The organism is Micromonospora sp. LOL_025 (genome assembly GCF_048060285.1).
In the GTDB taxonomy this organism is placed as follows: domain Bacteria; phylum Actinomycetota; class Actinomycetes; order Mycobacteriales; family Micromonosporaceae; genus Micromonospora.
Genome location: NZ_JBHMIR010000011.1, coordinates 134,448 through 158,489, shown reverse-complemented (window position 1 = coordinate 158,489; position 24,042 = coordinate 134,448). Strand labels below are relative to the sequence as shown.

At 72.8% G+C, this 24,042-nt stretch carries 21 protein-coding genes, 1 tRNA gene and 1 pseudogene; 12 read left to right on the top strand and 11 right to left on the bottom strand.

The genetic code is table 11. The features are described from left to right. Window positions 1–44: 44 nt before the first annotated feature. Both ACFHW0_RS16815 and ACFHW0_RS16810 read right to left on the bottom strand, forming a co-directional pair. Complete coding sequence (locus ACFHW0_RS16815; protein ID WP_416608672.1) at window positions 45–1,712, bottom strand: MDR family MFS transporter; 1,668 nt, start codon at window positions 1,710–1,712, stop codon at window positions 45–47. A gap of 103 nt (window positions 1,713–1,815) precedes the next feature. Continuing rightward, window positions 1,816–2,376 (bottom strand): type 1 glutamine amidotransferase domain-containing protein, encoded by a 561-nt coding sequence (locus ACFHW0_RS16810; protein ID WP_416608670.1) that lies wholly within the window; start codon window positions 2,374–2,376, stop codon window positions 1,816–1,818. Between the two features lie 115 nt (window positions 2,377–2,491). Here ACFHW0_RS16810 and rfaE2 point away from each other — a divergent pair, with 115 nt between their 5' ends. Continuing rightward, complete coding sequence (gene rfaE2 / locus ACFHW0_RS16805; protein WP_416608668.1) at window positions 2,492–4,276, top strand: D-glycero-beta-D-manno-heptose 1-phosphate adenylyltransferase; 1,785 nt, start codon at window positions 2,492–2,494, stop codon at window positions 4,274–4,276. Further along, window positions 4,273–5,151: a glycosyltransferase family 2 protein gene (locus ACFHW0_RS16800; protein ID WP_416608666.1), complete on the top strand. Its 879-nt coding sequence runs from the start codon at window positions 4,273–4,275 to the stop codon at window positions 5,149–5,151. The genes rfaE2 and ACFHW0_RS16800 overlap by 4 nt, the downstream gene beginning before the upstream one ends. A 53-nt stretch (window positions 5,152–5,204) precedes the next feature. On the opposite strand, the gene ACFHW0_RS16795 is transcribed toward ACFHW0_RS16800, so the two are convergent. The 3 genes from ACFHW0_RS16795 to ACFHW0_RS16785 form a co-directional block, all read right to left on the bottom strand. Next, window positions 5,205–6,326, bottom strand: a complete 1,122-nt coding sequence (locus ACFHW0_RS16795; RefSeq protein ID WP_416608664.1) for a glycosyltransferase family 9 protein — start codon at window positions 6,324–6,326, stop codon at window positions 5,205–5,207. A gap of 8 nt (window positions 6,327–6,334) precedes the next feature. Next, window positions 6,335–6,883 carry an Hsp20/alpha crystallin family protein gene (locus tag ACFHW0_RS16790; protein WP_416608662.1) on the bottom strand — a complete coding sequence of 183 codons (549 nt, stop codon included), beginning with the start codon at window positions 6,881–6,883 and terminating at the stop codon, window positions 6,335–6,337. A 63-nt stretch (window positions 6,884–6,946) separates the two neighbouring features. Then, window positions 6,947–7,453: a DUF2231 domain-containing protein gene (locus ACFHW0_RS16785; RefSeq protein ID WP_416608660.1), complete on the bottom strand. Its 507-nt coding sequence runs from the start codon at window positions 7,451–7,453 to the stop codon at window positions 6,947–6,949. A gap of 168 nt (window positions 7,454–7,621) precedes the next feature. Between ACFHW0_RS16785 and ACFHW0_RS16780 the strand changes: the two genes are divergently transcribed. The 4 genes and pseudogenes from ACFHW0_RS16780 to ACFHW0_RS16765 form a co-directional block, all read left to right on the top strand. Beyond that, a complete protein-coding gene (locus ACFHW0_RS16780) occupies window positions 7,622–8,239 on the top strand; it encodes a pyridoxamine 5'-phosphate oxidase family protein (RefSeq protein WP_416608658.1) in 618 nt (205 codons plus the stop codon). A gap of 321 nt (window positions 8,240–8,560) precedes the next feature. Further along, the gene (locus tag ACFHW0_RS16775) at window positions 8,561–9,298 is read left to right on the top strand and encodes a winged helix-turn-helix domain-containing protein (RefSeq protein ID WP_416608656.1); all 738 of its coding nucleotides are present in this window, start codon (window positions 8,561–8,563) and stop codon (window positions 9,296–9,298) included. Further along, on the top strand, window positions 9,295–10,587 hold the full coding sequence (locus tag ACFHW0_RS16770) for an MFS transporter (protein ID WP_416608654.1): 1,293 nt from the start codon (window positions 9,295–9,297) through the stop codon (window positions 10,585–10,587). Before ACFHW0_RS16775 ends, ACFHW0_RS16770 begins: the two co-directional genes overlap by 4 nt. Before the next feature lie 151 nt (window positions 10,588–10,738). Then, window positions 10,739–11,188: pseudogene (locus tag ACFHW0_RS16765) on the top strand (SRPBCC family protein); the annotation flags it as partial. 424 nt (window positions 11,189–11,612) lie between these two features. Here ACFHW0_RS16765 and ACFHW0_RS16760 read toward each other — a convergent pair. Both ACFHW0_RS16760 and ACFHW0_RS16755 read right to left on the bottom strand, forming a co-directional pair. Next, complete coding sequence (locus ACFHW0_RS16760) at window positions 11,613–12,017, bottom strand: VOC family protein (RefSeq protein WP_416608652.1); 405 nt, start codon at window positions 12,015–12,017, stop codon at window positions 11,613–11,615. Between the two features lie 238 nt (window positions 12,018–12,255). Further along, window positions 12,256–12,633 (bottom strand): hypothetical protein, encoded by a 378-nt coding sequence (locus ACFHW0_RS16755; protein WP_416608650.1) that lies wholly within the window; start codon window positions 12,631–12,633, stop codon window positions 12,256–12,258. Window positions 12,634–12,940: 307 nt separating this feature from the next. Here ACFHW0_RS16755 and ACFHW0_RS16750 point away from each other — a divergent pair, with 307 nt between their 5' ends. Continuing rightward, a complete protein-coding gene (locus ACFHW0_RS16750) occupies window positions 12,941–13,324 on the top strand; it encodes a hypothetical protein (protein ID WP_416608649.1) in 384 nt (127 codons plus the stop codon). A 38-nt stretch (window positions 13,325–13,362) separates the two neighbouring features. Here ACFHW0_RS16750 and ACFHW0_RS16745 read toward each other — a convergent pair whose 3' ends face one another. After that, complete coding sequence (locus ACFHW0_RS16745; RefSeq protein ID WP_416608647.1) at window positions 13,363–13,734, bottom strand: hypothetical protein; 372 nt, start codon at window positions 13,732–13,734, stop codon at window positions 13,363–13,365. Window positions 13,735–13,998: 264 nt separating this feature from the next. Between ACFHW0_RS16745 and ACFHW0_RS16740 the strand changes: the two genes are divergently transcribed. From ACFHW0_RS16740 to ACFHW0_RS16730, 3 genes are all read left to right on the top strand, one after another. After that, a complete protein-coding gene (locus ACFHW0_RS16740; protein WP_416608645.1) occupies window positions 13,999–14,559 on the top strand; it encodes an AAA family ATPase in 561 nt (186 codons plus the stop codon). Window positions 14,560–14,982: 423 nt separating this feature from the next. Further along, entirely contained in the window at window positions 14,983–15,636 is a 654-nt protein-coding gene (locus ACFHW0_RS16735; protein WP_416608643.1) for a Type 1 glutamine amidotransferase-like domain-containing protein, read from the top strand. A 19-nt stretch (window positions 15,637–15,655) separates the two neighbouring features. After that, a complete protein-coding gene (locus ACFHW0_RS16730) occupies window positions 15,656–15,781 on the top strand; it encodes a hypothetical protein (protein ID WP_416608641.1) in 126 nt (41 codons plus the stop codon). A 42-nt stretch (window positions 15,782–15,823) separates the two neighbouring features. Here the strand turns inward: ACFHW0_RS16730 and ACFHW0_RS16725 are convergent. Beyond that, window positions 15,824–15,897 (bottom strand) — tRNA-Thr (locus tag ACFHW0_RS16725). Window positions 15,898–16,045: 148 nt separating this feature from the next. Here ACFHW0_RS16725 and ACFHW0_RS16720 point away from each other — a divergent pair. Next, on the top strand, window positions 16,046–17,779 hold the full coding sequence (locus ACFHW0_RS16720; RefSeq protein ID WP_416608762.1) for a metallophosphoesterase family protein: 1,734 nt from the start codon (window positions 16,046–16,048) through the stop codon (window positions 17,777–17,779). 43 nt (window positions 17,780–17,822) lie between these two features. Here the strand turns inward: ACFHW0_RS16720 and ACFHW0_RS16715 are convergent, their stop codons facing one another. Continuing rightward, complete coding sequence (locus tag ACFHW0_RS16715; RefSeq protein ID WP_416608639.1) at window positions 17,823–18,821, bottom strand: hypothetical protein; 999 nt, start codon at window positions 18,819–18,821, stop codon at window positions 17,823–17,825. After that, entirely contained in the window at window positions 18,809–19,789 is a 981-nt protein-coding gene (locus tag ACFHW0_RS16710; protein WP_416608637.1) for a LuxR C-terminal-related transcriptional regulator, read from the bottom strand. Before ACFHW0_RS16710 ends, ACFHW0_RS16715 begins: the two co-directional genes overlap by 13 nt. Before the next feature lie 240 nt (window positions 19,790–20,029). On the opposite strand from ACFHW0_RS16710, the gene ACFHW0_RS16705 reads away from it, so the two are divergent. After that, entirely contained in the window at window positions 20,030–23,995 is a 3,966-nt protein-coding gene (locus ACFHW0_RS16705; protein ID WP_416608635.1) for a S8 family peptidase, read from the top strand. Window positions 23,996–24,042 lie beyond the last annotated feature (47 nt).

Sequence of the window (24,042 nt, the reverse complement as noted above, 5' to 3'; positions counted from 1 at the left end):
ACACCCCGGGTGCCTCGTCTTTGAAGGTTGACGTGTAGCCCGGCTCAGAGCATCGTCTGGCTCTTCGCCTCCATCTCGGCGGCGGCCTCCTGCTTCGACTCCTTGGACAGCGGCTTGCCGCCCGGCGCCGGACCCTCGCCGCCGAGGCCGTCCGTGCCGCCCGTGGCGCCGCCCGGGCCCGCGCCGCGCAGCTTCTCGTTCGGCAGCGCCAGGGTGACCAGCACCGCCACGATCGCGATCAGGCCGGTGGTCAGGAACACCAGGTGCAGCGACTCGACGAACGCCGCCTGGACGGCCGCGCGCACCGGGGCGGGGAGCGCCAGGATGGTCGCCGGGTCGTTGACCGAGACGTCCGCCCCGCCGCTCGCCGCGACGGCGGCCTGCTGCTCCGGCGGCAGTACGGCGATCGCGCCCGGCAGCCGGTCGGCGAGTTCCGAGGTGAGCCGCGACGACAGCACCGCGCCGAGGATGGCGACGCCGAACGAGCCGCCCAGCGACCGGAAGAACGTCGCCGACGAGGTGCCGGCGCCCAGGTCACGCATCGACACGGAGTTCTGCACGGCCAGGATCAGCGACTGCATGCAGAGCCCCAGCCCGACCCCGATCACGACCATGTAAGCGAAGGCCACCCAGAGCGAGGTGTCCACCTCCAGCCGGGTGAACAGCAGCATGCCGACCAGCAGCACCGCCGCGCCGGACACCGGGAACCACTTGTACCGCCCGATCCGGCTCATCGCCCGGCCGGTCAGCACCGAGGTGACGATGATGCCGGCCATCATCGGCAGCATCAACAGGCCGCTGCGGGTGGGCGAGGCGCCCCGGACGATCTGGAGGTAGAGCGGGATGAAGATGATCGAGCCGAACATCACCAGGCCGAGCACGAAGCCGGCCGAGTTGGCCAGCGCGAACGTGGCGCTGCGGAACAGCCGCAGCGGCAGGATCGGCTCGGCCACCCGGGCCTCCTGGAGCACGAAGAGCACGCCGAGCACCGCGCCCGCGACGAAGAGGCCGATGATCACCCCGGAGCCCCAGGCGTACTCGTTGCCGCCCCAGCTCAGCGCGAGCAGCAGGCAGCTCACCCCCGCGACCAGCAACGCCGCGCCGAGCCAGTCGATCGAGTGGTCGCGCCGGGTGAACGGGATCAGCCGCAGCACCCGGGAGCAGACGATGAGCGCCAGGATCCCGAGCGGCACGTTGATGTAGAAGATCCACCGCCAGTCGGTCTCGGCGAAGTAGCCGCCGACCAGCGGGCCGGCGACCGAGGAGAGGCCGAAGACCGCCCCGAACAGGCCCTGGTAGCGGCCGCGCTCCCGGGGCGACACCACGTCCGAGATGATGGTGAACGCGAGCGTCATCAGGCCGCCGGCGCCGAGGCCCTGGACCCCCCGGGTGACGATGAGCTGGGTCATGTCCTGCGACAGGCCGGCCAGCAGCGAGCCGAGCAGGAACGTGCCGATGGAGAACAGGAAGACGGGGCGTCGCCCGTACAGGTCGGCCATCTTGCCGTAGAGCGGGGTCGAGGCCGTGGAGGCGAGCAGGTACGCGGTCACCACCCACGAGTAGTGGTTGATCCCGCCCAGCTCGCCGACGATGGTCGGCAGCGCGGTGCCGACGATGGTCTGGTCGAGCGCGGCCAGCAGCATGCCGGTCATCAGGCCGAACATCAGCAGCCGGATCTGCCGCCCGCCGAGCGCCGGGGCTTCCGTGGTCATCCCGCCTCCTTTCCCCGCCCACCCGAAACATGCGTGCGGACCGGCGGGCACCTCGTCGGTCGTGAGGCCGGTGGCGGCCACCGGCCTCACGACCAACGACCGGTCAGCGGGACGAGTGCGGGCCCTCGGCGAACTCTTCGACGATCTTGGCACAGAAGGCCGGCAGATCGTCCGGTTTACGGCTGCTGACCAGACCGCCGTCCGTGACGACCTGCTCGTCGACCCAGTCCGCGCCGGCGTTGGCCAGGTCCGTGCGCAGGCTGGGCCAGGAGGTGAGCCGGCGGCCCCGCACCACGTCCGCCTCGATGAGCGTCCACGGCCCGTGGCAGATCACCCCGACCGGCTTGCCGGCGTCGAAGAACGCCCTGACGAAGCGCACCGCGTCCGGGTCGGTCCGCAGGAAGTCCGGGTTCGCCACCCCGCCCGGCAGCACCAGCGCGTCGTAGCCGCCGGCGTCCACGTCGGCCACGGTCACGTCCACGTCGTACGTCTCGGACTGGTCCAGGTGGTTGAAGGACTGGATGGTGCCGGGTTTGAGCGAGACCAGCTCCACCGTGGCGCCGGCCTGCTCCACCGCCTCGCGGGGCTGGACGTACTCGACCTCCTCGACGCCGTCGGCGGCCAGGAACGCGATCCGCTTGCCCTGAAGTGTCGTCGCTGCCATCTCGGTGCCTCTCCTCTCCGGGGGTACCTTCCGTCCCTTCCCGGGGCCCGGTGCCCGAAACCCCTGCCGGGCGGGGGCAGGTTTGGCCCGGATGCCCCGGGGGACCCGGGACGGCATGGCAGGAGGAGCAGCGGAACAGCGCCGGCTCGCCGCGGTGGTGGAGGGTTGGCTGGGTCGTCCCGTCCTGGTGGTCGGCGACGCCATGCTCGACGAGTGGCGCTTCGCCGAGTCCGACCGGCTCTGCCGGGAGGCACCAGCCCCGGTCCTCACTTTGCGCCGGCGGATCTCCGCGGCCGGCGGGGCGGCGAACACCGCCGTCAACGTCGCCGCGCTCGGGGGCCGGGCGGTGCTGGTGGCGCCGGTCGGCGCGGACGTCGCCGGCGACGAACTGCACGACTGTCTGGACCGGGCCGGCGTCTGGGACCGTACGGTCAACCAGCCCGCACGCCCGACGCCGGTGAAGCGGCGCATGCTGGCCGGCAACCAGATCCTGCTCCGGGAGGACTCCGGCGACGCCGATGACGCGCTCGACGCCAACGGGGTGGGCCGGTTGCTCACCGCGCTGGACTGCGCGACCGAGGAGCTGCGCGCCGCGGGTGGCGAGGCGCCCACCCTGGTGGTCTGCGACTACGGGCTGGGCGCGCTGCCCGCACCGGTGCGCGCCTGGCTGGTGACGCACCGGGAGCGGTACGCGACGGTCGCGCTGGACGCCCACGACCTGGCCGACTGGCGCGGCCTGGCCCCGACGGTGGTGACCCCCAGCTTCGCCGAGGCGACCCGGCTGCTCGCCCGGGCCGCCGGTGCCCGCCCGGCGCCCGGTGCGGGGCTGCACCTGGACCACCCGGACGGCGACCCGGCCGACGGCCCCTCCGAACTCACGGTGGGTGTCGCCCCCGGCGGCGCCGGCCCGCACCGCGCCGGCTCGACGAACCCGACCGGCGAGCCGACGGCCGGCGAGGGCCGGGTGGCGATGACCGGGGACGGGCTCACCGTGACCGGCACCGGCGTCACCGTGAACGCCACGGCCGGCGCGGGCGTCGACCGGGCCGTGCTGGCCGAGTCCCGCCTCGCCGAGCTGCGCGCGCACACCGGCGCGGACGTGGTGGCGGTGACCCTGGACACCGACGGCGCGGTGGTCGGCGGGGCGGACGGCGAGCCCCGGCGCAGCCACAGCACCCCGGTGCCGGCCAGCCACGCGGTCGGGGCGGGCGACGCGTACCTGGCGGCGATGACGCTGGCGCTGGCCGCCGACGCACCGCTGCCCACCGCCGCCCAGCTGGCCCAGCTCGCCGCGACCATCACCGTCTCGGACACGGGCACCTGCGTGTGCCGCCGGGAGGACCTGCTCGTCGCGCTGGACGCACCGGTCGACGGGGCGGGCCACCGGGCGCTGGTCGGCACCGGCGAGCTGGCCGCGCTCGTCGCGGAACACCGCCGGGCCGGCCGCTCGATCGTCTTCACGAACGGCTGCTTCGACGTGCTGCACCGCGGCCACGTGCGCTACCTGGAGCAGGCCCGCGCGCTCGGCGACCTGCTGGTGGTGGCGGTCAACTCCGACGGCAGCGTACGCCGGCTCAAGGGCCCGGACCGGCCGGTGAACCCGGTCGAGGACCGCATCGCCCTGCTCGCCGCGCTGGCGTGCGTCGACCACGTGGTGGTCTTCGAGGAGGACTCCCCGGCGGGGCTCATCGAGACGGTCCGCCCCGACGTGTACGTCAAGGGCGGCGACTACCCGCCGGAGATGGTGCCGGAGGCGCCACTGGTGCGCCGGCTCGGCGGGCAGGTCCGCACCCTCGGGTACGTGCCCGACCGGTCCACCTCGGCGATCATCGACCGGATCCGCGCGCACGGCCAGGAGCCGCAGCAGGAGGACACCTCCCTGACGAGCAAGCCGTCGTGAACCGCCCGCTCGACCTCGGCACGGCCGGGGGGTTCCGCGCGGACCGGCTGCTCGACGTGCTGATCCCGACCCGCAACCGCCCCGCCGAGCTGGCGGTCACCCTCTCCGGGCTGGCCGCCCAGGAGGGGGTGCCCGGCTTCGGGGTGGTCGTCAGCGACCAGTCCGACGGCGACGCCGCGTACCGGCACCCGGCGGCGGCCACCATGGTTCGGGTGCTGCGCCACCGGGGGCACCCCGTGCTGCTGACCCGCCGGCTGCCCCGGCGCGGGCTGGCCGAGCACCGGGCGTACCTGCTGGCCGCGTCCGCCGCCCGGTACGTGCTCTGCCTCGACGACGACGTCTGGCTGGAGCCGGGGACGCTGCGCCGGCTGGTCACCGCCATCGAGGAGTTGGGCTGCGGCTTCGTCGGCAACGCGGTGCACGGGCTGTCGTACGCCGACGACGTCCGGCCGGAGACGCACCGGCACTACGAGGAGTGGACGGACCGGCCCACCCCGGAGCGGATCCGGCCGGGCACCCCGCAGTGGGACCGGGCGTCGATCCATTCGGCGGCGAACCTGCTGCACGTCACGCGCGAGCGGGACCTGCCGGCGGGTGCCTGGCGGGCGTACAAGGTGTCCTGGATCGGCGGCTGCGTGCTCTACGACCGGGCGAAGCTGGTCGACTCCGGAGGGTTCGACTTCTGGCGGCGGGTGCACGAGAAGCACCAGGGCGAGGACGTCGCCGCCCAGCTCGCCGTGCTGGCGCGCTTCGGCGGCGCCGGCGTCCTGCCCAGCGGCGCGTACCACCTGGAGTCGCCGACCACGGTCACCGACCGGGACGTGGAGGCGTGGGAGGTCGTGCTCGCCGAGGAGGAGACGGCCCAGCCCGCCTGAGGGCGGCGGCGCGGCGGCCCGGGAGCACGCGGCGCGGCGGCGCCGGGGGGTGCTCAGGGGGCGCCGGGCTCCGGGCGGAGCAGCTCGCGGGCCGCCTCCAGGACCTCGACCACCGGCACGTCGATGACGAAGGAGTCCCGGTGCGGGCACTCGCCGTCGCCGGGGCGGTGCGGGTAGATGCCCGGGGTGCAGTCCACCCCGCAGACCGGGCAGAGCACCGTCCACGAGCTGATCGGGCGGTGCCGGCCGCGCAGCAGGTTCGCCACCGTGATCAGGTTGCCGACCCAGTAGATGCCGACGGTCGCGGTGCCCACGGCGGCGGCCAGGTGCAGTGGCCCGGTGTCGTTGGAGACCACCAGCTCGCAGCCCGCGTAGCAGCCGGCCAGCCCGCCGAGGCTGAGCGTGCCCACCTGCGGCCGGACCGGCACCCCGGCCGCCGCGACCACCCGGTCCACCACCTCCTGCTCTGCGGGGGTGCCCGTGACCAGCACCTCGTACCCGTCGCCGACCAGCTCGCGGGCCACCTCGGCGAAGCGTTCGGCGGGCCACCGCCGGCGGGTGTCCGTGGCGCCGGGGTGCAGCGCCACCCTCGGCCGCTCCGCCGGGCCGAGCACCTCGGCCGCCTCGTCCCGGTCGGCGTCGGTCACGGCCAGCGTCGGCACGATCGTGGTGGCGTCCGCGCCGACCAGGCCGACCACCTCCAGGTAGCGGATCACCTCGTGCTGGTAGTAGACGTACCGGATCCAGCGGTCCAGCGGCGGCGCGTCCTCGGCCCGCAGCCCCACGGTGACCCGCGCGCCGAGGGCACACACGAACGGATTGGAGTTGGCACCGCCGCCGTGCAGCTGCACCGCCAGGTCGAAGCGCTCCTCGCGGGCCGCGGCGAGGAACTCGTCCGGCGCCGACTCCGGCTCGCCCGGATCGGGGCCCCGGATCCCCGGTGCGGGCGGTACCACCAGCACGCGGTCCACCGGCCCGGGCCGGTCGCGCCAGAGCTTCGCGTGCCACGGCGCGCCGAGCAGCACGATCTCCGCTTCCGGGTACGCGGCCCGCAGCGCGTCCAGCGCCGGCAGGACGAAGATGAAGTCCCCGAGCGCGTTGGCGCGCAGCACGGCGATCCGCTCGACACCGGGCACGCGCCCGGCGGCCGGGCCGAGCAGGTTCGGGGTGCCCACGCGGCTCGTTACGGCCGGTCGGTCTCGCCGACGGCGATGTCCGGGTGGTGCATCTCCCGGTCCGCAGCCGGGTCGACGACGCTCGGCGTACCCCCGTCGGGGCCGGCCGGTCGAGGGCCGGTGCGGCCGACGGTGATGGTGCGCGGCGCGGGCCGGGCGGCGCGCGGCAGCCGCACCCGGAGCAGGCCGTGGTCCATGACCGCGTCGATGCTGTCGGGGTCCACCCGGGACGGCAGATCGACCCGGTACTCGAAGCCCCGGGTCTCGAAGCCGCCGGGGATGCCGTGGTCGGCGTTGACCTCGGCCTCGGAGCGGGCCCGGACGCAGAGCTCGCGGTCGTCCAGTTCGACGGCCACCTCCTCCGGCGCCACCCCGGGCAGCCGCACCACGACCTCCCAGCCGTCGGCGGTCTCGGCCATCTCGACGTCCGGCGGCCCGGTCCGGCCGCCGACCAGCCGGCGCAGCTCCGAACGCAGGGACTGGAGTTCGCCCATCGGGTCCCAGCCCTGCTGCCGGCCGCGCCAGCCCCGGCCGGCCCCGCCACTCTGCTCGCTCATGCCGCCCCTCCGCTGCGCTCGCTCATGCCCCGCCGAGTTCGATGATCCGCCTGCCGCGCTCGCTCATCGCGCTTCCCCCACCCGGTGGGTGGCCGCCGGGGGACGCAGTGAGCTGGGCGCGTCCAGCCCGGCCTCCCGGTCCACGCCGACGCCGAGCCGGTCGACCAGTTCCCCGCCCAGCCAGGCGCTGACGCCGAGGATGGCCAGCGCGACCACCTCGATGGCGATCAGCGCGCCCCCGGCGGCCCGGGACTCGGCGTTGAGCCGGACCACCCAGATCGCGGCGAAGAGCAGGATCACCGCCACGTTGGCGGCGGCGTGGGTCAGCGCCACCCGCTTCGCGCGGGTTCCCGGCGGGATGGCCAGCAGGTCGAACGTCCCGGCCGCCGCGGCCAGCAGGCCGCCGATCAGGCCGACGGTGATGTTCCAGTACGCGACCTCGCCGAGGAAGTCCGGCCCGCCGACGGTGTCCACCAGGTCGAACAGGACCGCGGTGACCAGCAGGCCGACGGGGAACATGACGAGCATCGGGTGGACGGGATGACCCAGCACCTTGAGTCGGCTCTCCATCGGGCCTCCACTGCTCGGTCTCTCCGGGCGGGACGGATGAGGCGGTACCCCCGTCCCGGAGGGGACAAACCTCGCGCTGGTCGCGCTCCCCCAGGCTGGCCCGGGTGGTCCTAGGCTGGCCCCAGGTGGCATGCCGCCCACCGGGGTCAACGCACGAGGGAGGATCACGTGACGGTGGAGATCACCTCGCACGAGGAACTGCGTGAGCTGCTGGGGGCGCCGATGCCGCGCGCGCTGACCAAGGAGCGACCCGTCCTGCACGCCCGGGACCGGGACTGGCTGGCCTCGTCGCCGTTCTGTCTGGTGGCGACGGCGGGCGTGGACGGCAGTTGTGACGTCTCGCCGAAGGGCGATCCGCCCGGCTTCGCGATGGTGCTGGACGAGCGGACCATTGCCATCCCGGAGCGGCCGGGCAACAGGCGCGCCGACGGCTACCGCAACATCCTGGACAATCCGCACGTCGGGTTGATCTTCCTGATCCCCGGGCGCACGGACACGCTGCGGATCAACGGCCGGGCCAGGCTGGTCCGCGACGCGCCGTGGTTCGACGACATGGTCGTGAAGGGGCACCGCCCGATCCTCGCCGTGCTGGTGGAGATCGAGCAGATCTTCTACCACTGCGCGAAGGCGTTCCTGCGCTCGCAACTGTGGCAGCCGGAGAGCTGGCAGCCGGACACGCTGCCGTCCCGGGCCCGGCTGATCAAGGAGGTCGAGAATCCGGCCGAGAGCCTGGCCGACCTGGAACGCTACTACGGCCCGCAATACGCCACCACCATCTACACCTGAAGCCGCCCCACCCGCCCCGGGGCCTCGCCGTCAGCGTCCGAGGCCCCACCGCCGCCCCCGCTCCGGACCAAATCCCCCTGGCAGCCCGCGCGGGGTGCCCCAGGGCCACCCCGCTGCCCCCGGCGGGCGCCCTCCCCCGGCGATCTCCCCGGTGATCAGGACGCCATGGACGCTACCGGGCGCTCTTGACGTCCATGGCGTCCTGATCACCTATGGCTGACGCCTTCGGACGGCGTTGGCGGGTGGGTGACGCAGGCGTCGTCCTTCGTGGTGCGCCCTGTGGCATTGCTAAAGACATCTTTATAAAGATAGCTTTAGCGTATGTCGCTGCCCGAGGTGAAGCTCTCCGACGCCAAGGCCCTGCGCGGCTACGCGCATCCGCTGCGGATGGCCCTCATCGGGCTGCTGCGCCAGCACGGCCCGCTGACCGCCACCCAGACCGCCGAACGGCTCGGCGAGAGCGTGCCGAACTGCTCGTTCCACCTCCGGCAGCTCGCCAAGTACGGGCTCGCCGAGCGGGTGCCCGGCGCCGACGCCCGGGAGCGGCCCTGGCGGGCCACCGCGCACAACACCTCCTGGGACGACGCCTCCGACGACCCGCAGGTACGTGCCGCCACCGACGCCCTGAGCGCGACCCAGCTCGCCCTCTACACCCGCCGCGCCGAGGAGTTCCTCGCCCGGCGGGCCGACGAGCCGGTGGCCTGGCGGGCGGTCACCGGGTTCGCCGACCGGCCGCTGTACGTGACCGCCGACGAGATGGGCCGGCTGACCGAGCGCATCGAGGCCCTGCTCGCCGAGTACGACGACCGCGTCACCGACCCGACGAAGCGGCCGGCCGACAGCCGGAAGGTCACCCTCGTGCAGCTGGCCGTCCTCACCGACCCACCACCGGCGGAACCCACCGCCGAACCGCATGCCGAGACGGCGTCCACGCACGCCGGGCCCACCGGCCCCACCGCAGTGCCGGCCACCCCGCGCGCCGAATCCGCCGGTCCCACCGCAGCGGCGGGCTTCCCGCGCGACGGATCCGCAGGCGAGGAGCCGGGCGGCCAGCCGTGAGCGGCGGGGCCACCGTCGCCCCGGGCACCGCCGCGCCCGGCGGCCCGGCCCGACGCGGTCCGCTGCCGCGGCTGCTGCGCGAGCGGGTGTTCCGCCGATACTGGTCCGCGCAGACGGTGTCGTACTTCGGCGACGAGATCTCCACCCTGGCCCTGCCGCTGCTGGCCGTGCTGGTGTTCGACGCGACGGCCGCCGAGATGGGCTACCTGACCGCCGCCGCGCTCGCCCCGAATCTGCTCCTTCCGCTACTCGCCGGCGCCTGGGTGGACCGGTACCCGCACAAGCGCCGGGTCATGATCCTCACCGACCTCGGCCGCGCACTGCTGCTCGTCGCGGTGCCGGTCGCCCACCTGCTCGGCGTACTCACGATGGCCCAGCTCTACGCGGCGGCCTTCGCCGTCGGCACGCTCGCCGTGTTCTTCGAGGTCGCCCGGGGGCCGCTCTTCGTGTCCATCGTGGCCCGACCCGACTACGTGGATGCAAACACCCTCATCAATGGCAGCCGGGCGATGTCCCTGGTGGCCGGGCCGAGCATCGGTGGCGTCCTCGTGCAGGTGCTCACCGCCCCGATCGCCCTGGTCGTCGACGCGCTGTCGTACGTCGTGTCCGCGTCCTTCCTGGGGCGGATCCGGCCGACGGAGCCGGCGCCCGCGCGCGGCGGCGGCCTCGCCCTCGGCGCAGGGCTGGGGTTCATCGCGCGGACGCCGATGATGCGCGCGATCCTGCTCGGCACCACCACCGTGAACCTGTTCAACTTCATGTTCATCGCGCTCTTCGTGCTCTACGCGACGCAGGAACTGCATCTCGCGCCCGGCCTGCTGGGCGCGGTGCTGGGCGCGGGCGCGGTCGGTGGGCTCATCGGCGCGACCGTCACCGGCCGGCTGGTACGCCGCTTCGGCGTCGGCCCGGCGCTGGTCGCCTCGTTCGTCCTCTTCCCCGCTCCCCTGCTGCTCGTCCCGCTGGCCGGCGGGCCGACCCCGCTGGTGCTCGGGATGCTCTTCGGCGCGGAGTTCCTCTCCGCCGTCGGGGTGATGATGCTCGACATCGTGGGCGGCTCGGTGCAGACCGCGCTCACCCCACAGGCGCTGCTGGCGCGGGTGACCGGAGCCCGGCGCACCGTCAACTACGGCATCCGGCCGATCGGCGCGCTGCTCGGCGGCGCGCTCGGCACCACCCTCGGCGTACGGCCGGCGCTCTGGATCGCGACGGCGGGCGCACTCGCCGGGGTGCTGTGGGTGGTCTTCTCGCCGGTCCGCCACCTGCGCGGGCTCCCCGAGCAGGCCGACTGACCGGCCCCCGGTCCCGGTGCCTGGCCGCCGTCCGATGTGGTGTTTCGGCAGGCCCGGCGATTGAGGGCCCTTGCCGGGGGTAGGAGTTCGATTGACGAGGACGGCTCTCACCACCGACGAGAGCGGTTCGACCTGACGAGGAGGATTGCCCATGACCACGAGGGTCGAGAAGTCCATCGAAGTACAGGTTCCGGTCAGCACCGCGTACAACCAGTGGACGCAGTTCGAGGAGTTCCCCCGCTTCATGGGGGGCGTGCGTGAGGTGCGCCAGCTCGACGACAGCCGGATGCACTGGGTCGCCGAGATCGGTGGCGTCCAGCGCGAGTGGGACGCCAAGGTGCTGGAGCAGGTGCCCGACCAGAAGGTTGCCTGGGCGGCCACCGAGGGCGTGACCAACGCCGGCGCGGTCTACTTCCAGCCCGTCGACGCCGACCGCACCATGGTCCGCCTGCACCTGGAGTACGAGCCCGAGGGCCTGCTCGAGAAGGCCGGCGACAAGCTCAACATCATCGAGCGGCAGGCCGATTCCGACCTGCGGAAGTTCAAGACGTACATCGAGGAACGGGGCGTGGAGAGCGGCGCCTGGCGCGGCACGGTCGACAGCGGCGTCGGTGTCGGCACGCCGGGCGTCGAGCACGCCGCCGCCACCCGCGGCGACAGCGGCAGCGCCGGCGTGTCCGGCAAGGCCGTGGCGGCGGGCGCCGCCGTGGCCGGGGCGGCGGCGGCCGGAGCCGCCGTGGCCGCGAAGCGCCGCTCCGACGCCGACGAGGACGGCCGGCCGACCACCGCCACGACCGACACGGAGTACGTGGTGACCGAGGTCGAGGTCGTCCCGGAGCCCGGCACCGCCGGCTACCCGCACCGCACCCTCTGATTCGGCTCTCGTACGCCTGCCCCTGTCAGCGGACGGCCCGGGTCCTCGCGACCCGGGCCGTCCGCTCGTGCGCGACCTGCCGCACGCCCTGCCCCTTGAGCCTGGCCCGCGTCCTGCCATCCGGCCCGGCTCGTGGTCGGGCCGGTGGCCGTCAGTGCGCGTCCGCGGACGCCGTCCAGAGGTGACCGTCCGGGTCGGCGAAGGTGCCCGTGTAGGCCCACGGCTGCTGCCCCGGCTCGACGACGACCTCCGCGCCGGCGGCCCGCGCCCGCCCGAAGATCTCGTCGACCTCGGCCGGCGTCGCGGCGGGGAGGTTGACGATGCACTCGCTCTGCCCGCGCCCGGCCACCTCGCGGCCACCGATGGCCCAGCCGAAGCCACCGGTGGGCACCAGCATGACGCGCAGGCCGTCGTTGACGGCGTACTGCAAGGGCTCGGGGACGCCGTCGTCGGCCAGTTCGCCGACGGCCTCCAGGCCGAGCCCCTCCGAGTAGAAGCGGTACGAGGTCCGGCGATCGGCGATCGGCAGGGCGACGACGACGGGTGCGTACTGCATGAGGCTGCCTCCGGAGGGTTGACGACTGCGTACGGTCAGTATTTAGGGCGCCCGGCGTAACTCGCGGTTCCCACCCGAGGGTGGGCGCGTGAGTCAGGCGCTCCAGCCGGCCGGATTGTGCCGGACTCCCCCGACAGGAAATCGTCGATCGCCGACGTACCCGCAGCTCGCGGCCCCGGTCGCCGCAGTTGCCACCGGCAGGATCGCGTCACCGCACGGTCCGCGGGGTGCGGCGGGGTCAGCGGCCGGCGTCCCGGGCGTGTCGACCACCCGCGGCGGGTGCCGCCGGAATCGCAGCCTCCTCCCCGTGCCGGGCGGCCCGCTCGGAGATCAACTGCCCGAACAGCCCGCTGGGCCGGCCGCAGTCACCGCACAGGAAGTTGTCGTCCAGCCGCCCGCCGCCGCAGTGGTCGCAGCGGCCCCGGTCGCGCGGGTCGTGGTACGCCCGCAACGCCTCCACCAGGGCGCGGGCGACCGGGACGGTCAGCGCCAGCCGCGACTCGACGCCACTCAGGCCGATCACCAGTTCGCCCTGCGGCGGAGCGCCCGGATCGAGCGCGTCGACGCGGGCCACGAAGTCGCGGACGGCAGCCAGGACGTCATCGGGTGCGGGCATGGCTCGAACCGTACGACACCCGGCCGGCCGACGTGCGCTCCCCCGGGAGCCGGCCGGCCCGTCCCCGCGCTCACCCGCCCGGCGCGACCGTCCGAATTTGAGCGGCCGATCCCGTAGAGGCACGGCCAGTTGGACTCAGGAATCGATGGCCGCGTTTGGCGTGACCATCCCCGGGTAGTGGGCTCACACAGCGGGCGCCGGGAAGGGCGGACGATGGAACGCGGAGCCGTCAGGGCGCGGTACGGGCAGCGCTCCATCGCTCTGATGATCCTGCTGACGGGGCCTCACGGTCGCGGTTCCAGTCGTCGTGGCGAATCTCGACCACCTGACGTGGTGGCAGGGGCTGCTCTTCCTGGCGGTAGGGATCCCCCTGAGCTGGTGGTACCTGGTGCGCCTGGTCTACCGGATGGAACTCACCGACACCCGTCTGCGACTGCGGACCCTGGTGGCGTCCTCCTCGATCGCACTCGACGAGTTGGCGGAGATCGGGGCGCCAGCGGGCAGAAACGTGGTCGAGGTGGTCCGGCGCGACGGGCGGTCCTGGAACATCCTGTCGGGCGAGGGCCTCATCGACTTCGTGAACGAGGTGGGCCGTGCGGCCCCGGGCGCGGAGGTTCGGCTGACCGGGCCCCAACTGCTCGCGGACCGCGGCTTCAAGTTCTTCGGCGACGGGCGCGCCGAGCGGCGGTAACCGCCCCGGCTGCGTCTCTTGCCCGTTGTGCACCACGGTCACTGGCCCACGGACGGCTCATGGTGACCTTCCGTGGGCTTCTCGGCGTCGAGGGCTTCCAGCCAGCCGTAGTCGTAGTCGAGGTGGTCCAAGCGGGTTCGGAGCCAGCCTCGTCTGCGTCCTGACGAAAGTCCCCACACGTATCGCAGTCCTGCCGCAGCCCGGTGCCCCTGGTCGGATGCGAGGTATCCGGGCAGGTTATGGCAGAGGTCAGCGAGTTCATTGATCCGGTCACGGCGCTTGGCCAGTGCTTCCATCGACTGGTCTCCGTTCGAGCGCGACGTCTGGAGACGGATTTCGATGAACGCCAGATGCAGGAGCATGGCCAGCGCTCTCTTGGTCACTGCCTCTGGTGGCTCCTGGACGGACATGGTCGTTCCTCCTCGGAAAGGCAGCAATGCTGGCCGGTCCGCCCCGTCCCCCGACAGGTGCCGAGGGCTGCGGCGCCGGTCGGGGGACGGGGCGGCCGTAAGCCATCGGCGTGCCGACGCGCAGCGCCCTTGACGCCGGGCGGGTGGCGTAGCGGATCGGGCACCCAGGGGGGTGGGTCACACCCTGGTCCTCGTCGTCATCGAACTGCGGGCGGTGCCCACGAGAGTCCAGGGGCAAGCGGCTCACGCGCGTTAATGTGCCCTGTGATCGTATGGCTCAACGGCACCCACGGTGCGGGCAAGACGACGACCAGCGTTCTCGTGCAGCAACTGATCCCGGGTTCACGGGTCTTCGACGCCGAGAAGGTCGGCGAGACACTCATGGACATCACGCCAGGGCTGCCTGAAACTGACAACTTCCAGCACTGGCCGCCGTGGCGGCAGCTCGTCGTCGAGACCGCTCGCCGTGTGCTCGACTACACCGGCGGCACTCTGGTGATGCCCATGACTGTCCTGGTCGAGCCATACTGGCGCGAAATCAGTACGGGCCTCGCCCAACATGACATCCCGGTAAGGCACTTCGTCCTCCACGCCGACGAAGACACCCTGCGCGGGCGTATCGAGGGGGAACACCCCGTTCCGTCTCCGTTCCGTCTCAAGTACCTTGAGCCCTACGCCGAGGCGGCCCGCACGTGGCTGCACGCCGAGGCCGAGGTCGTCGACACCGCACACCTCACTCCCGCCCAGGCCGCCCTGCAGATCGTCCTCCGAGTAACCGAGGGAAGCTCAGGCCCTGTCCTGCCGAGACCTGAAGACGGTTGCTGACGGCTGTTACTGCGGCCACAGCCCTATCGAACTGGCATCGCACGAATACGCGAGGCTGCCGGTCAGCGTGGCCGACCGGCCCGTCCGATGCCGGCCGGAGGTCGCCGGCAGGCCAGAGCCGGGCCGGCGCGGCCCGCCTGCGGGCCGCCTTGATCTAAAGAGCGGAATCAACAACTACTCGCGTCGTTTGATCCGTCAGCTGATGTGCGACGCAACTCTGCCAGGTGATCTGCGACAGGGCCGGCGATCTGGAGGCGGTAGGTTGGCCGTCGACGAGACGTCCGCTCATGTCGATGTGCGTGCGAGGGCTTGAGGAGTCGCAACGGCGATGAGTTTCGTTATGGTGTCCAGTCTGTACTCCCATGCACCCGATCTCCCAACTCTCGGGGAGAGCGTCATGACCGCTACGCACAGGAGGCGAGCGTGAAACTCCTTCTCACGTCCGCGGGCGTCAAGAACCCGAGCATCCGCGATGCGCTGGTCGACCTGCTGGGGAAGCCGATCGCCGCCTCCAGTGCCCTCTGCATCCCTACGGCAGCCCACCCCATGGGCGGGCCAGCATCGGCCTGGCGCTTCATCACCGGGCAGACGCCGCTACCCATGTGCGACCTGGGCTGGAAGTCGCTGGGCGTCCTCGAGCTGACAGCGCTGCCCAGCATCGGCGAGGAGCGATGGGTCCCCTGGGTCCGGGAGGCTGACGTCATGCTCGTGGCCGGCGGCGATGCGACGTACCTGTGCCACTGGATGCAGCAGTCCGGGCTGGCGGATCTCCTGCCGTCGCTGCGGGACACCGTCTGGGTGGGGTTGAGTGCGGGGAGCATGGTGCTGACCCCCCGGATCGGTGCGGACTTCGTCGAGTGGCAGTCCGCGCCCGACGACCGCACACTGGGGGTCGTCGACTTCTCGATCTTCCCGCACCTAGGTCTCGAGCCGGACAACACCATGGCTGGTGCCGAGAGATGGGCGGCCGAGATCGCCGGTCCGGCGTACGCAATCGACGACCAGACGGCCATCAAGGTGACCGACGGCACCGTCGAGGTCGTTTCCGAGGGGCACTGGAGGCCGTTCCCCTCGTAGCCGCGGCCAACAGTGATCGATGATCCTGGACGTGTACGCCGGGCTGTTCGGTGACGACCTGGACGCGGCCGCCAACCGGCTGGACGAGGCGGTCACGGCGCGGGATGCCGACCAGCACCACCGGCGGCGGTGTGGTCGAGCTTGAAAAGCGGCGAAGCCCAGGTCGTTGACCTGGGCTTCTTCACCGAGCCGCCTGACGGAATCGAACCGTCGACCTACGCATTACGAGTGCGTCGCTCTAGCCGACTGAGCTAAGGCGGCAACGATCGTCAAGTGTACGGCACGACCCGCCCGGTGGCCGAACCGGATCCCCATCCGGACATCCGGCCCCGAACCGTCGTCCGCCGGACAGCGTCCTCCGCCGGCCGGGACTACGCTGCGGCGGGTGAACGACGATCGCGTCCCCGACGTGGATCCGCAGGACGGCGCGGCGGAGAGTGCGCACACGAGCGAGGCGGCCGGCGGGCGGGCGGCGCGCCGGCCACGCGGCATCGACCCCCGGGAACTGGGCTTCACCCCGCGCAAGCCCGTGCCGTGGCTCGCGCCGTTCCTGCTGATCAGCACCGGCATCCGTACGCTGCTGGCGATGCTCTTCGGGGCGTACCTGGACAAGCGGGAGCTGCAGAACTCCCTCGACGCGGGCATCGCCCGGCAGGTCGGGCCGGACGGCGGTCTCTGGCTGGACTACGTGGCCGACCTGGGCGACGGCTTCAACGCCACCTACTCGGTCGCCTACCTGCTCGCCCAGCCGGAGCTGGAGGTCGACGGGCACCGGCTGCCCCGCGCGCAGACCCTGGTCATGGGCGGCGACCAGGTCTACCCGTCGGCGGCCTTCGAGGCGTACGAGGACCGGTGCAAGGGGCCGTACCAGGCCGCGCTGCCGGTCACCCCGCCCGAGCGGCCCACGCTGTTCGCGGTGCCCGGCAACCACGACTGGTACGACGGCCTGACCGCCTTCCTGCGGCTCTTCGTCCGGTCCCGGGACCGGCACTTCGGTGGCTGGGAGACCGGGCAGTCCCGCTCGTACTTCGCGGTGGAGCTGCCCGCCGGCTGGTGGCTGCTCGGCCTCGACGACCAGTCCGGCTCGTACCTGGACGATCCGCAGCTCACCTACTTCGACCGGGTCGCCGAGCGGCTGGGTCCGGAGAGCCGGGTGATCCTGGCCGTGCCCGCGCCGACGTGGGTCAAGGCCGTCGACCATCCCACGGCGTACGACTCGATCGACTACTTCATCCGCACGATCGTCGCGCCCACCGGGGCACAGGTGCGGTTGCTGATCTCCGGCGACCTGCACCACTACGCCCGGTACGCCGGCCCGGACCGGCAGCTGATCACCTGCGGGGGCGGCGGCGCGTACCTCTACCCGACGCACCAGCTCCCGGAGCGGATCGAGGTGCCGCCGCGCGACACCCTCGCCCGGCGGGCCAGCGTCTCCCACCCGTACGAGCTGGCCGGCCGCTACCCGGAGAAGGCCCGCTCCCGGCGGTACGCCTGGGGGATCTTCCCCCGCCTGCCGCTGCGCAACCCGGGCTTCACCACCCTGCTGGGCACCCTGCACACGCTGCTGATGCTGGCGATGGCCGGCGTCGTGTCCAACCCGAGCGGGACGGACCAGCGGCTGTTCAGCGTGCCGCTGATGGCGATGCTGATCGTCACGATGCTCGCGGCGGCGTTCTTCGCCAAGCCGCCCAGCTCCGGTGGCAAACGGCACGCCCGGCACTGGATCCTCGGCGTGGGTCACGGGCTGGCCCAGATCGGGCTGGGCGCCGCCGGCACCTGGGCCTGGCTGGCCCTGCCTTTCTACGACTGGCCGTGGCCGCTGCCGGCCGTCGCCGCGGCGGTGCTCTACGGTCCGGTGAGCGGGCTGGTGGCGAGCCAGTTGGTGGCCGCGTACCTGCTGGTGGCCGGCGCGTTCGGGGTGAACCTCAACGAGCTCTTCGCGGGCCAGGGCATCGAGGACGCGAAGGCGTTCCTGCGGCTGCGCATCGACCCCGACGGCACCCTGACGATCTACCCGGTCGCCGTCGACCGGGTGGCCCGCGACTGGCAGGTCAACCCCGACCAGTCCCCCGGCTCCTCCTGGCTGGCTCCGAGGCAGCCGCTGCGCCCCCGCCTGGCCGAACCCCCCACGACCATCGTCTGAGACGCACCAGGTCCGCACCGGTCGGCAGCCGGCGTGCCGGCCGCTAGTCGGGCAGCGGGGGCCTGCCGCCACCGGCGGGGCGGGAGGACATCTGGCGGAACGCCGCCTGGACGCCGGCCTGGAACCGGGTGCGCGCGCCCAGGTCGCTCATCAGCGTGGCGATACGCCGTTGCACGGTGCGGTACCCGACGCCGATCTGGCGGGCGATCGCCTCGTCGGTCAGCCCGGAGAGCAGCAGCACCACCAGCCGCCCGTCGTCGATCTCCGTGGTGCGGTTCCGGCTTTCGCCGCCACCGCGGTGGGCGGGCAGGTGCAGGGGCACCGCCCGGTGCCAGAGGCTGTCGAACAGCGTACGCAGCGCGTCGAGCAGCGCCGACGGGTGGACGATGATGGCGCTCTCCTGCCCGATCGGGCCGGGCTGCATGGGCAGGATCGCCCGCTGACCGTCGGCGATGTACATCTTCATCGGCAGGTCGGGCAGGACACGGGCCTGCTGCCCGACCCGGATCAGCTCCTCGATCGTGGGCAGGCCCCCGCTCTCCTCCACGGCCGCCCGGTCGTAGATGCAGCGGCTCTGCACTCCGGCGGCGAGCAACTCCCGGTCGGTCGCGGCCGTGCTCTCCAGGTGGAGGTACGGCGGCTTGTCGAAGCAGCACAGCTCTCGGCGGGCGCTGCGCTGCACCTGGTTGACCGCCTGCTCCATCGCGCGGCGGCCCCGCACCACCTCGACGACGTGCGGGTCGACGTCGGCGCGGGCCTCCCGGTACGCCTTTGTGAGCCGCAGGACGTGGTCGTGCGTCCGGTCCAGGGACGCCTCGCGCTCCTGGAGGAGCCCGGCGACGACGTCGGTGGCGGACGCGGTGTAGCGGGGCGGGTTTCCTGGTTGGACGCCGACCAGGCCGGCGGCCTCCAGCCGGGCGAGCGCGTCGGACAGCCGGCCGGGCCCCGACCACATCGCGGCGAGTTCGGCGAGGGTGGTGCCGGGGCGTTCGAGCAGCAGATCGTAGCCCGTCTCCTCGGCGTCGCCGATCAGTTCGTACACAGCTCCTCCCGGTCCTCGGCGGTCAGCCAGCCACGCTGGACGGCCTGGTAGCCGGCCTGGAACCGGGTCACCGCGTCGAGCCGGGCGAACAGCCGGTTCATGTGCCGGCGGACGGTACGCGGGTGGCAGCCGAGGTGCTCGGCGACGTCCTGTTCGGTCAGCCCGGCGACCAGCAGGGCGAGCAGGTCACGTTCGAGGTCCGACGGCGCGTCCGGGTCCGACTCGACCCGCTGCCGCACCCCCACGTCCAGTGGCACCGCCCGTTCCCAGAAGCTTTCGAAAAGGGCCAGCAGCGCCGACAGCAGGACGGAGTCGCGGACCAGCAGACAGGTCTCCAGCGCGAGGTCCGGTCGCAGCGGCACGAGGCCGACCCGCCGGTCGCAGAGCATCAACTTCATCGGGACGTCCGCAACCCGGGCCTGCTCACCCGCCGAGACGAAGCGGGCGAGCTTGGCGAGCCGCCCCGGAATGGCCACGCCCTCCCGGTCGTAGATGGTGCGCATCCGCACCTCCCGACGCTCCGCCTCCTCGGCGGGCACCGCGAACGCGTTCAGGTACGGCGGCGCGTCGAAGATCAGCAGCTCCCGCTCGGCGCTGCCTCTGAGCTCCTGGAAGGCGGCGTGGATGGCGTCGCGCCCGTGCAGCACCTCGACCAGTTCCGAGTGTTCGGCGGTCGCGGCCCGCTGGAAGCGGTCGGCCATCCGGGTCACCCGCTGGCGCAGTTCCCGCAGGGACTCCCGGCGCTCGGTCAGCAGGGAGCCCAGCGCGACGTCGGGTGCCACCGCCGTCCACCGGGGAGGCTGACCGGGCAGCCGCGTGGCCAGGCCCAGCTCGGCCAGGCGCGCGAAGTCGGCGGTTCCCGCGACGTCGGGTGACACCGGGTCCGCGCTGGCGACCAGCGACTCGTAGAGGGCCTGCTGCCCGGGAGACAGGCCGAGGTCGGGGAACGGCCGTCGATCATCCCGCATCCGGTCATGCTGCCCCCGGTTGGCGGTGGCGACAAGGGCCGTGCGGCTGTTCGTCTGGCCGGGTGATGCGATCCGTACCCACCGTCACCTGCGTAGACGCAGATCCCCTTCGGATGGTGCCCCATTCACGCCAGTGGCGTGAACCAGGCAGACGGACAGCTTCCGTGACGCCTGACCCGCTGCGAAGCTCCACGGGACGCATCCGTTCCCCCTGCGTACACCCCTCGGAGAGGAATATTCATGTCGAGCCTGATCCCACGGCGATCACGGCGTGGCGGGGTCGCCTGCGGCCTCGCCGTCGCGGTGGCCGTCGCCACCGTCGGCGTCCCGGCACCGGTGACCGCCGCACCGACGGTGGGCGAACCGGGGCCGAACCCGACCGCCACGGCCACCGTGACCACCGCGACCGGCGACGGCCTCGAGGCGACCGTCACCCTGATCACCGGCCACCGGGTGCGGTACGCGGAAGGGGCGGACGGCCGGAGCAGCGCCACGGTGATCAGCTCACCCGACGGCCCCGCCGCGACGGACGCGTTCCGTTCCTACTCGGACCCGACCGGGGTCTACGTCATCCCCCAGTCCGCACAGGATCTGGTGGCCCGGGGCCTGCTGGACCAGGAACTGTTCGACGTGCGGTACCTGGCCCGCAACGGCTACGGCGACGACGCCGCCCAGTCGATGCCGGTGATCGTGAGCTACGGCACGGGTACGAGGGCGCGCGCTGCCTCCCCGGCGGCGCTGCCCGGCGCCACCGTGCGACGCGACCTGCCCAGCGTGGCCGGCGCCGGGTTGTCCGTGGACAAGGCCCGGGTCGGTGACTTCTGGACCGCGCTGACCGGCGGCGCCGACCGGGCCGCCGCTGCCCGTGGACCGGCGGCGAGGAGCACCGGACCGTCGTTGGCCTCCGGGGTCGGCAAGGTGTGGCTGGACCAGAAGGTCAAGGTCGACCTCGCCGAGAGCGTGCCCCTGATCGGCGCGCCGCAGGCGTGGGCCGCCGGGCTCGACGGCAGCGGGGTGAAGGTGGCGGTGCTCGACACCGGCATCGACGCCGACCACCCGGATGTGCGGGGCAAGGTCGTGGGCTCGAAGAGCTTCGTGCCGGGCGTCGAGTCGGTGACGGACGGGCACGGCCACGGCACCCACGTCGCGGCCACCATCGCCGGGTCGGGCGCCGGCTCGGGCGGCGCGCGCAAGGGCGTCGCCCCCGGCGCGGACCTGCTCGTCGCGAAGGTGCTCAACGACGGCGGCAACGGCGACATGTCGTGGATCATCGACGCGATGGAGTGGGCCGCCACCAGCGGCGCGAAGGTCGTCAGCATGAGCCTCGGCGGCGAGCCCACCGACGGCACCGACCCGGCGAGCCAGGCGGTGAACCGGTTGACCGCCGAGACGGGCACCCTGTTCGTCATCGCCGCGGGCAACTCCGGCCGGGAGAACACGGTCGGCGCCCCGGGCGCCGCCGACGCGGCGCTGACCGTGGGCGCGACCTCCAAGACCGACCAGCTCGCCGACTTCTCCAGCCGGGGCCCCCGGGTCGGTGACCGGGCGATCAAGCCGGACATCTCCGCGCCCGGCGTGGGGATCGTCGCGGCCCGCGCCGCCGGCACCTCGATGGGCACCCCGGTCGACGACCGGTACACCTCGGCGAACGGCACCTCCATGGCCACCCCGCACGTGGCGGGCGCGGCGGCCGTGCTGGCCCAGCAGCACCCGGACTGGACCGCCGCCCAGCTCAAGCCGACGCTGATCGGCACCAGCAAGGACGCCGGCCACACCGCCTACGAGCAGGGCGCCGGCCGGCTCGACCTGGCCCGCGCGGTGCGTCAGCAGGTCACCACCGGCACCGTCAACGTCGACTTCGGCACCGTCTCCCCGAACACCGACCCCCGGCTCGACCGGCAGGTCAGCTACCACAACCCCACCGCGCAGCCGGTCACCCTGACCCTGACCCCGACCCTGCGCCGGATCTCCGGTGGCGACGCCACCGGCGCCCTGAACACCCCCGCCTCGGTCACCGTGCCGGCCGGCGGCACCGGGGAGGTCACCGTCTCGCTCGACGCCGCCGAGCTGGAGATCGGCAGCTACACCGGTTCGCTCGTGGCCACCGACGAGGCCACCGGGACCCGGCTGACCCTCGCGGTCGGGCTGATCCGGCAGCCGCCGATGCGCACGATCACCACCCGCATCGTCGGCGTGCCCGGTGACCCCATCGCGATGGGCAACGCCCCCTGCGACTTCCGCAACCTCCGGGACGACACGTCCTACCTGGTCATGATGGGTGGTGTGCCGGGCCAGAACGTCATCCAGGGCGTCGGGTACGTCCCGGACGGCGAATACCACGTGAGCTGCTGGGGCGCCTACTGGGGTGACACCGAGGCGTTCCGCCACCAGGCGTGGCTGGAGAACCCGCAGTACACGATCAGCGGCAACGCCACCCTGGAGTACGACCTCGCCCGCGACCTGGTGGAGGTCGAGAAGATCGACACGCCGCTGCCGAGCGAGGCGGTGCACCTCGCCATGGGCAGCACCTTCTCCACGGCGTCCGGTCTGACCTACTCCAACATGTGGTACACCGGACCCGGCCACGCCTACAGCTGGCGGACGCACGTCGTACCGAGCCGGGCCAAGCCGACCATCGGCAAGTACGGGACCTGGTTCGAGCAGCTTCGCGCCGCGCCGGAGGCCATCACCACCGTGCACGGCAACGGCCGGCTCCGGGTGAACCCGACCTACCTCACCGACAGCGAGTTCGCGCCGAAGTTCGCCACCGACCAGCGACTCCAGCTCGCCAGCCGGGCCGACCTGCTGGCCGGCCGGGACGTCAAGGGGAAACTGATCCTGCTCGACAGCCCGGCCAACAGCTGGTTCGTCGACGAGATCGAGCAGGCCGCGAAGGCCGGCGCGGCCGGCGTGCTCCAGTACTTCGTCGGCCGCGACGACATCGGCCTGCCCGCCCAGATCCCCCCGTACGACATCGTCAAGCCCCGGCTGCCGCTGCTCTGGCTCGACGGCGCGCAGGGGGCGAAGGTGGCGAAGGTGATCGCCGGGGCGAAGCGGCCGTACGTCGACATCGACGCGCAGCTCGTCAGCCCGTACCAGTACAAGCTGCGGCACCACACCGCCGACCGGATGCCGGCGAAGCCGGTCGACAGCGTCCGCCACCGCGACCTCGTGCAGGTGCGCAGCGAGCAGCACGCCCAGGTGCCCTCGCCGCAGTACCAGACGAACGCGCACGAGGTCAGCCACACCTACGTCCCCGGGCAGACCTTCAGCGCCAACGCCGCGCACGACTACGACGTGCCGGTCGCCCGCACCGAGTACTACAACGTCACCGGCCCGGACGTCCTCTGGGCGCGGTACTTCACGGTGATCAACCGGGCCGACGGCGCCAGCCGCGGCACCGACCACATCGGGACGTTCACCCGGCCGCTGTCACGGACGGAGAAGATCCACCAGCCGCCGGTCGTGCTGGGCACCCTGCCGAGCCACCCGCCCCAGCAGCACACCTGCATGTCGTGCCGGGACGGGGACACTATCTACCTGCTCGAACGCTCGTCGTCGGCGGCGGATCTGACCAGCTCCGTCTCCGGGACGCGGCGGGTGCAGGCAACGCTCGAGCGGGACGGCGCCCGGATCACCCCGAACCCGCCGCCGGGCCGCGGGGGGAACTTCCTGCACTGGACGGTGTCTCCGGAGCCGGGCGAGTACACGCTGCGGACCGTCCGCGAGGACCGGTTCTCCGGGCAGACGCTGGCGAAGCGGATCGCCACCGACTGGACGTTCCGCTCGGCCGGCGCGACCGGCACGGTACGGGAGCCGGCGCAGTGCTACACCGCGCTGATCAACATCGGCACGGGCGCGTGTGACTGGCAGCCGTTGATCCAGCTCGAGCACGACTTCGACCTGTCGCTCACCGACACCGCGCAGGCCGGGCGGGCGTACCGGTTCGAGGTCACGCCGCACGCCGCGCCGAACGCGCCTCGGATCGCCGGGCTGCGTACCTGGGTGTCGTACGACGACGGGGCCACCTGGAAGCAGGCGGTGGTCGTGCCGGGCCTCGGCGGCAGCTACCACGCGCTGGTCGTGCACCCGAAGCTGGCGAAGACCACCGGGGCGGTCTCCGTACGCACCGAGGCCTGGGACCGCTCGGGCAACCGCGTCGTACAGACCATCGACCGCGCCTACGGCCTCACCGACGTCCGGTAGACCTCTCCCCCGCACCCTGGTCGCCCTCCGCGTCTCCCGACGCGGAG